This is a genomic window from Stenotrophomonas sp. SMYL20 (assembly GCF_036320045.1).
In the GTDB taxonomy this organism is placed as follows: domain Bacteria; phylum Pseudomonadota; class Gammaproteobacteria; order Xanthomonadales; family Xanthomonadaceae; genus Stenotrophomonas; species Stenotrophomonas maltophilia_A.
Map to the genome: position 1 here is coordinate 38,035 of NZ_JAWIRT010000004.1, position 8,343 is coordinate 46,377.

The following is an 8,343-nucleotide window of genomic DNA, read 5'->3' on the forward strand; positions in this document are numbered from 1 at the left end:
GGGGCGCGCCGCGCGGGCGCCCCCCCCGTCTGGGCCCCGGTCCCCCCCCGGCGGGGCCCGCCCCGCGCCCGCCACTACCGGACTGATGAATCAGAACGTATAGCGGACGCGGCCGTAGTAATACGCGCCATTGCTGCCGATTGGCGACAGCACGTCGTACGGCAGGTTGCCGAAGTAGTGGATATCGCTGTTGGATCGATCCGGGTAGTTGTCGGTCAGGTTCTGGCCGCCGATGGCCACGCTCCATTGCGGGGTGATGCGGTACTCCACTTCCGCATCCAGCTGCCATTCGGCCTGGTAGGTCTGGCGCGGGATGTAGCCATCACCGAAGTTGAACACGCGGGTGGCGCTGCCATAGCGGTTCACGCGGGTGCTCAGCGACCAGTGGTCGTTGCTCCATGCGGCCGAGAAACTGCCACGCGTACGCGGCGTAGCATCGGTGAGCGTGTTGGTTTCTTCGATGCCGAACAGCACGTAGTCCGGGTTCAGTGCACGCAGCTGCGCCGGCGTGGCCAGCACGTTCTTCAGCGTGGTCTTGGTGTACGCATAGGTGCCGGTCAACAGCAGCTGGCCATCGCCCAGCGACTGGCGCCAGTTGCTCACCAGTTCGGCGCCGCGGGTGCGGGTGTCGGCGGCGTTGACGAAGAAACTGGCGCTCTGCAGGCCGCTGACGCCGTAGTTGGCCGCCACGTAGTCGGTCAATGCATCACCGGTGATGCTCTCCGACAGCGCGATGCGGTCGTCGATGTCGATCTGGAAGAAGTCCAGCGACAGGTCGAAGTGCTCGCCGATGCGGCTGGTGAAGCCCAGCGAGGTATTGATCGACTTTTCCGGCTTCAGGTTCTGCGCACCCAGGCCACGGGCGATCGGATTGTTGACCGACAACAGGCGGCCCTGCACCAGCTGGCCGCCGGCGTTGTAGCCGGTCGAGGTGGATTCGTAGCCGATCTGCGCCAGCGACGGTGCGCGGAAGTTGTTGGAGATCGCGCCGCGCAGCGCGAACGCCGGGGTGAATTCATAGCGCAGGCCAAGCTTGCCGGTCAGTTCACCGCCGAAGTCGTCGTTGTGCTCGTAGCGTGCGGCCAGATCGGAGGAGAACTTCTCGCCGAACTGGCTGGACAGGCTGGCGTAGGCGCTGGCCACGTCGCGCGACAGGCGCGCTGCATCCTGCGGGGTCAGGCCGCCACCGGCCTGCGAGCCGGTCGGGCGATCGGTGTAGGGGCCGGCGGCGTAGCTGGCCGGGTCGCCGGGACGGGTCTGGTAGCGCTCGTGGCGTGCTTCCACGCCCAGGCCCAGGGTGTGGCTGATGCTGTCGCTCTGGGTGAACACACGACTCAGATCGAGGTTGCCCACGGTCTGTGCGTATTCGTAGTCGGCGGTCTTGAAGCGGGTCGGGCTGGTCGGGCCCAGCGACGCGTTGAGCGAATCACGCAGGCGGTAGGTGAAGTCGTTCTGGCCGTAATCCAGGCTGCCGTCGTAGCTCCATTCACCCCACTGGCCGCGCACGCCGGCCACGGCCTGCACGTCGCGGTTCTCGCCTTCGGAGATCGGCCGGTAACCGTTCGGATAGACCTGCTTCCAGTTGGCATTGCCATCGGGGTAGCGGAAGTAGTTCGCACCTTCGGTATCACGCTGGTTGAAGGTACCGAACGCGTAGAACGTCGACGTCTGGCCCACCGGGATCTCAGTGTTCAGCCACAGGTTGATGTCCTTGCTCTTGCCATCGCCCAGCACGTAGTTGCGCTTGCCCTGCAGCGCCAGGTTGTCCGGCGTCTGGTCCCACGGCGGAATCTGGTCGAAGCCGGCGCGGTTGGTGCCGTTGCGGTGCTTGTACTCCAGGCCGACACGCAGGAAGCCGCCGTCCTCGCCCAGCGAGGTGCCGACCTTGGCGCTGATGTTGCCGGTCTGGCCGTCGGTGAGGGTGCGGCCGATCGGCTTGAGGTCGGTGTGGTTGGCGCCGTAGCTGGCCTCGATCTCGCCACCGTCGCCGCCGTTGTCGAGGATCACGTTGATCACGCCGGCCACGGCGTCAGAGCCGTACAGCGCACCGGCGCCGTCGCGCAGCACTTCGATGCGCTTGATCGCGCTGACCGGGATCGAATTGAAGTCGACCGGCGTGGTGCCCTTGCCGATCTTGCTGTCGGTGTTGACCAGCGCGGTGTGGTGGCGGCGCTTGCCATTGACCAGCACCAGCACCTGGTCCGGCGACAGGCCACGCAGCTGTGCGGCGCGCACGTGGTCGGCGCCGCCGGAGTTGGACTGGCGCGGGAAGTTGAACGACGGCAGCAGGGCCTGCAGCGCACTGCCCAGCTCACCGTTGACCACGCCCGCCTTGCGGATGTCCTCGGCGGTGAGCACGTCCACCGGCGAGGTGGATTCGAGCACGGTGCGGTCGGCGGCACGGGTGCCGGTGACGATCACGGTGTCGAGGTTGGTAGCGTCCTGGGCCAGAGCCGGGACGGCGGTGGAGGAAAGCGCGAGGGCGATGGCGAGGCCGAGCGGCGACGCGGGCAGGCGGATGGACATGGGGGCTCCAGCAACAACGACGACGGGGAAGGGGGAGATAGTTTCACTTACATCCATCCGGATGAAGCGATATATTATCTTCGCGTGATGGCCGGTGCCGATGCAAGTCCCTGCCGGTCCGGCATGAGTTGATGCCCCGTTGGCATCAGCACGCCGGACCGGTGGCGCTGTACGCTGCCGGCTCGCCTTGTCCCCCTTCCCCGGAGCTGTACCGATGAAACACCTTGGCCTCGTCTTCGCCGTGCTGCTGGCCACCAGTGGCTGCGCCAGCCTGTCCTCTCAGGCGCCCAGCGCCTATGCCACGGCCACCACCGCCGAACTGAAGGGTGATGCCGCACGCCCGTCCGCCGGCCACGGCTGGGTGCGCAGTGAGCTGTACTTCGGCGTGGGCGAGGAGCAGGGCGCCGGCAACCGTCCGCAGGCCGACACCATCAGCGAGACGCAGTGGCGCACCTTCCTGGACAAGGAAGTGACCCCGCGCTTCCCGGATGGACTGACCGTGTTCGATGCGTATGGTCAGTGGCTGTTCCGCGGTGATGCCGCGCCCAATCGCCTGCGCACCAAGGTGCTGGTGGTGCTGCACGAGGACACCCCGCAGCGCCGTGCCGATATCGAAGCCATCCGCCTGGCGTGGAAGCAGCAGACCAAGCATCAATCGGTGCTGTGGTCGCGGCAGGCGGTCGAGGTATCGTTCTGAGTTGAAGGTGCCGCCGCGGTGCCGCAGGGAGCGATGATGAACTACAGGGAATGCCTGCTGGGCCTGGTATTGGCAGGTGTGCTGGCACCGACGGCGCAGGCGCGTGGGGACGATAGCGAAACGCTACGCTTCCAGGTGGCCGCGCATGTGCAGGCGCATGCCGATCCCCAGCAGGACGGCAGCATCGCAGTGCAGCTGTCACCGTCAGGCAAGCGCCAGACGCTGGCGGGTGCGGCGGATGCCGATGGCAATTCGCGCTGGTCGCTGGAAGACGTCGATTTCGATGGATACCCGGAACTGGTCGCGCGTGCATCGGTGGGCATGGTCAACGAGGCGGTGGCGGTGTACCGCTTCGACCCGGCCAGTGCCGGGTTCCGCGCGCTGCAGGCCGACACCCACGGCAAGGACAGTTGCGGTGACCTGATGGGGTTGAGCGTGGATGCTGCCACTCGAACCCTGACCAGCAGCTGCCGCAGTGGCCCGATGTGGTACGCCGACCAGTACCGGTTTGCAGGTGCGAAGCTCTATCTCTACCGCAGCGAAAGCGTGCTGATGCTGGGCGACACGGTGAACGCCGCGTTGCAATGGGAACAGAGCGACGAGCAGGGCCCGTTGGCGGTCTGGCGTACCTATGATCCCGCCGGTCGTGTGCTGGAGACCGCCATCGCTGATGGCCTGGGCGCACCGCCGGATGGGCCGCTGCGTGGCCAGCAGGCCACCGTGGTGCCAGCGCGCCTGTTCCTGTTCGACCGACCCGGTGCATCCAGCACCAAGCGTTATCTGGTGCAGGGCGACCGTGCGGAAATGCTGGATGAACAGGATGGCTGGATGAAGCTGCGGTTTCTCAATCCAAAAAGCGGCGCGGTGGAAGGTTGGATCAACGTCAACGATTGAAGAAAAAAGGGGACGGAGGGAATTAAGTCGTTTGTGCCGTTAACAACTTAATTCCCTCCGTCCCCTTTTTTTGCGGAAGCATCACTTCATCAGGTCTAGCCTCGGACGTTCCCCCGTTCGAGGATGTATCCGATGAGCAAGCGCGTGGCCGAAATCGTGGTGGACGCCCTGCAGCAGGCTGGTGTCCGCCGTTGCTACGGCATCGTGGGCGATACGCTCAATCATGTGACCGATGCGATGCATGGCAGTGACATCGCCTGGGTGCACGTACGACATGAGGAAGTGGCCGCATTCGCCGCAGGCGCGGATTCGCTGGTCAGCGGCCAGTTGACTGCGTGTGCTGGCTCCTGCGGCCCGGGAGGCCTGCACTTCATCAACGGTATCTTCGAAAGCAATCGCAACCGCGCGCCGATGGTGTTGATCGCCAGCCAGATCGTCACCAGCGAGCTGGGCATGGAGTTCCCGCAGGAAGTGGACTTCAAGGCGGTGTATGGCAGCTGCACGGTGTTCTGCGAGCAGGTGCACAGTGCCGAACAGGCGCGACGCGTGGTGGCGCTGGCCTGCCAGGCCGCGATCAGCCGTCGCGGCGTCGCCGTAGTGATCCTGCCGGCTGACATCAGCGAGGCCGAGGTGAAGCACGATGTGCCGTTCTCGGTGCACTACACCCAGCCGGTGCTGCGCCCGTCCGACGCCGAACTGCAGCGCATCGCCGAGCTGCTGGGGCAGGGCAAGCGCATCGGCATCTATGCCGGCGCCGGCTGCCAGGGCGCACACCCGCAGCTGCTGGAACTGGCACGACGCCTGCAGGCGCCGGTCGCGCATACCTCGCGCGCCAAGGATTTCGTCGAGCCGGACAACCCGTACAACATGGGCATGACCGGCATCTTCGGCATCGAATCCGGCTTCCACACGCTGATGGAATGCGACACGCTGCTGCTGCTCGGCGCCGACTTCGCCTGGGGCCAGTTCTACCCGGACAAGGCCACCATCATCCAGGTCGACCGCGATGGCAGCCACCTCGGCCGCCGCCATCCGGTGAACCTTGGCGTGGTCGGTGATATCGCGCCGACGCTGGACGCCTTGCTGCCGATGCTGCCGCCGCGCGAGGACAGCAGTTTCCTGGACGAGTGCATCGAGCGCCGTGACAAGGCACTGAAGAAGCGCGAGAAAGAAGAGCAGCCCGGTGAGGGCGAGCTGATCCATCCGCAGCACCTGACCGCGCTGCTGTCGAAGTACGCCACCGATGATGCACTGTTCACCGCCGACGGAGGCTCGCCGATGGTGTGGGTGTTGCGCCACATCCGTGTCAACGGCCGCCGCCGCACGCTGACCAGCTTGCTGCACGGCACGATGGCCAACGCGATGCCACAGGCACTGGGCCTGCAGAAGGCGTTCCCGGGTCGGCAGGTGATCTCGCTGTCCGGCGATGGTGGCCTGGCGATGCTGCTGGGCGACCTGCTGACGGCGGTACAGGAGAATCTGCCGATCAAGGTGGTGGTGTTCAACAACGGTTCGCTGAACTTCGTCGAGCTGGAGCAGAAGGTGGAAGGCCTTCTGGATAACTACACCGACCTGAAGAACCCGGACTTCGGCCGCCTGGCCGAGGTGATCGGCTTCCACGGCCGCACCGTGACCCGCAGCGAGGATCTGGAGGAAGCGGTGCAGGACTTCCTGGCCCAACGCGGCCCGGCGCTGCTGGACGTGCATACCAGCCGCGCCGAGCTGGTGATGCCGCCGCAGATCGCGGCGAAGCAGGTGGCCGGTACGGCGCTTTACGCCGCCAAGGCCGTGTTGAACGGCCGCTTCGACGACGTGAAGCATCTGCTGGTGGACAACTTCCTGAAGAAGTAGGGGGTTGGTCGATGCAGGGCTGCGCCCTGCACCCGCGGTAGTGCCGGCCGCTGGCCGGCAACTTTAAAAGCAAAGGCGGCTATCCGTGGGATGGCGGGGTGGGTCCGGTTGCGGGGGACGCTGCAAGTACATCCATGTAAGCTCGGTCGCGCCATCCATGGCGCTCACGCCCCCGCAACCGGACCCACCCCGCCCTCGACAGTTTTTCGCTGCTGTTGGTAGGTGTCGACCTTGGTCGACACGGTAGATCCACGCCATGCGTGGATAGCGTGGAAATGATCGAATTGTTCTTGTAGAGCCGAGCCATGCTCGGCTGAGAGGCTTCGCGTACAGCAGCCGAGCATGGGCTCGGCGCAACAACGAGAGCCTGCCTTTGCTTTTGATCTTTTGATTCTCTTCCGTGGCTGGCACGCGCAGGAAACTGTCAGGGGCCGTTCGGGATGGGCTGCGCAGGACCGTTGGCGCCATGGATGGCGCCATCGAGCCCCCAGGGACGGGTTTACGGCGTGTCCTGCGCAGCCCATCCCGACCGGCCCAACCCAGAAATCGCTGTCCGCGACCAACCCAGCCACGAGGGGCCCCGCCGTTGGCTGGAACCCATCATTCCACGACGGAATTGGCGCCCGGGCCCCGCTGGGCCTACCATCGGCGGTCCCCACCCCCACCACCCCTTCCATGTCCGCTCCCGCTTCCGCCGCACCGCGTCGCTGGTTCGTCGCCGGCGACTTCAACGGCTTCTTCGGCCTGGTCGTCGACAACCTCTCCATCCTCGGTTTCATCGCCATGGCCCTGGTCGGGATCTTCCAGTTCCCCGCCGACGTGGTGTTCGGCCGCATGTTCCCCGGCACCGCCTTCGGCGTGCTGGTCGGCAACCTGCTGTACACCCTGATGGCCCGCCGGCTGGCCGCGCGTACCGGCCGCGACGATGTCACTGCCATGCCGCTCGGCCTGGATGCACCGACCAGCATCGGCATGGCGTTGCTGGTGCTCGGCCCGGCCTTCATCGCCTTCAAGCAGCAGGGCATGGATCCGCACGAGGCGGGCATCGCCACCTGGCAGCTGGGCATGGCCGCGCTGGTCATCATGGGCGTGCTCAAGTTCGTGCTGTCCTTCTTTGGCGAAGCGGTCACGCGCGCGCTGCCGCGGGCCGCGCTGCTGGGCTCCATCGCCGGCATCGCGCTGGTGCTGATGGGCCTGCTGCCGCTGCTGGAAACGCTGCGCTCGCCGCTGGTCGGCTTCACCACGCTGGGCCTGCTGCTGTACGTGCTGATCGCCAAGGGCAAGCTGCCGGTGCGTGGCCCCGGCGTGCTGCTGGCCTTCGTGTTCGGCACCGTGCTGTATTACGGCCTTGGCCTGGCCGGGCTGGGCGCACCGGGCTTCCACGTGCCGGAGTGGGTGCCACCGCAGGTGGTGCTGCCGCTGCCGACGCTGGGCTTCCTCGACGGCCTGCCCACCGCGATGACCTACCTGCCGCTGCTGCTGCCGTTCGGCCTGCTGATGGTGGTCGGTGGCATCAACGTTTCCGAAAGCGCACGCGCGGCCGGTGACGACTACCGCACCCGTGACATCCTGCTGGTGGAAGCGGTGGCCACGCTGGTCGCCGGTGTCTGCGGTGGCGTGGCGCAGACCACGCCGTACATCGGCCAGCCGGCCTACAAGCACATGGGCGCGCGCAGCGGCTACACGCTGTTGACCGGCCTGTTCGTCGGCATCGGCGGCATGCTCGGCATCATCTCGGGGCTGGTGCAGTGGCTGCCGCTGGCGGTGCTGGCACCGATCATCGTGTACGTGGCTATCGACATCACCACCCAGGCTTTCCAGGCCACGCCGCGCCACCATACCGGCGCGATGGTGTTCGGTTTCCTGCCGTCGGTAGCGTACCTGCTGGCGATCAAGGCGCCAGGCTGGATCGCACCGGACCAGCTGCCGCAGCTGCTGACCAAGCTCGATGGCCACGGATTGCCTGAGCTGGCGGTGATCTTCACCCTCGGCAATGGCTTCATCATCACCTCGATGCTGTGGATCTCTGCGGTGGCGGCCATGGTTGATGGCCGCCTGCGCCGCGCCTGCGGCTTCCTGCTGGTGGCGGCGGTGCTGACCCTGTTCGGCCTGATCCACTCGGTGGACCCGCGCGGTGGCATCTACCTGCCGTGGGATCTGGACGGCCTGGCGCGCATGATCAGCTGGCAGTTCGCCGGCGCCTATGTGGCATTGGCGCTGCTGCTGGGCCTGCTGTCACTGCAGAAGCAGGCGGTGAAGCCGCTGGGTGAGAACAGCTGACCCCAGAGTAGTGGGGGGGGGGGGGGGGGGGGGGGGGGGGGGGGGGGCGGCGGGGGGGGGCGGGGGGGGGGGGGGGGGGGCGCGCGGCCGCGCGG

Annotated in this window: 5 protein-coding genes; 4 read left to right on the forward strand and 1 reads right to left on the reverse strand. The window is 66.5% G+C overall.

Annotation, left to right across the window (positions count from 1 at the left end):
• Positions 1–90 precede the first annotated feature (90 nt).
• A complete protein-coding gene (locus tag V3B48_RS04095) occupies positions 91–2,526 on the reverse strand; it encodes a TonB-dependent receptor (RefSeq protein ID WP_125892747.1) in 2,436 nt (811 codons plus the stop codon).
• 214 nt (positions 2,527–2,740) lie between these two features.
• Between V3B48_RS04095 and V3B48_RS04100 the strand changes: the two genes are divergently transcribed.
• The 4 genes from V3B48_RS04100 (at position 2,741) to V3B48_RS04115 (ending at position 8,248) form a co-directional block, all read left to right on the forward strand.
• A complete protein-coding gene (locus tag V3B48_RS04100) occupies positions 2,741–3,223 on the forward strand; it encodes a DUF3574 domain-containing protein (RefSeq protein WP_121504690.1) in 483 nt (160 codons plus the stop codon).
• Between the two features lie 36 nt (positions 3,224–3,259).
• The gene (locus V3B48_RS04105; RefSeq protein WP_329893249.1) at positions 3,260–4,117 is read left to right on the forward strand and encodes an SH3 domain-containing protein; all 858 of its coding nucleotides are present in this window, start codon (positions 3,260–3,262) and stop codon (positions 4,115–4,117) included.
• Positions 4,118–4,249: 132 nt separating this feature from the next.
• Positions 4,250–5,968 (forward strand): thiamine pyrophosphate-dependent enzyme, encoded by a 1,719-nt coding sequence (locus V3B48_RS04110; protein ID WP_329893250.1) that lies wholly within the window; start codon positions 4,250–4,252, stop codon positions 5,966–5,968.
• A 675-nt stretch (positions 5,969–6,643) separates the two neighbouring features.
• Positions 6,644–8,248, forward strand: coding sequence for a hypothetical protein (locus V3B48_RS04115; RefSeq protein WP_329893251.1), 1,605 nt, complete (start codon positions 6,644–6,646; stop codon positions 8,246–8,248).
• Positions 8,249–8,343: the final 95 nt, after the last annotated feature.

Excerpts from the sequence above, each read along its gene's own strand:
- V3B48_RS04095 (WP_125892747.1), bottom strand. The coding sequence starts at position 2,526 with ATGTCCATCCGCCTGCCCGCGTCGCCGCTCGGCCTCGCCATCGCCCTC.
- V3B48_RS04100 (WP_121504690.1), top strand. The coding sequence starts at position 2,741 with ATGAAACACCTTGGCCTCGTCTTCGCCGTGCTGCTGGCCACCAGTGGC.
- V3B48_RS04105 (WP_329893249.1), top strand. The coding sequence starts at position 3,260 with ATGAACTACAGGGAATGCCTGCTGGGCCTGGTATTGGCAGGTGTGCTG.
- V3B48_RS04110 (WP_329893250.1), top strand. The coding sequence starts at position 4,250 with ATGAGCAAGCGCGTGGCCGAAATCGTGGTGGACGCCCTGCAGCAGGCT.
- V3B48_RS04115 (WP_329893251.1), top strand. The coding sequence starts at position 6,644 with ATGTCCGCTCCCGCTTCCGCCGCACCGCGTCGCTGGTTCGTCGCCGGC.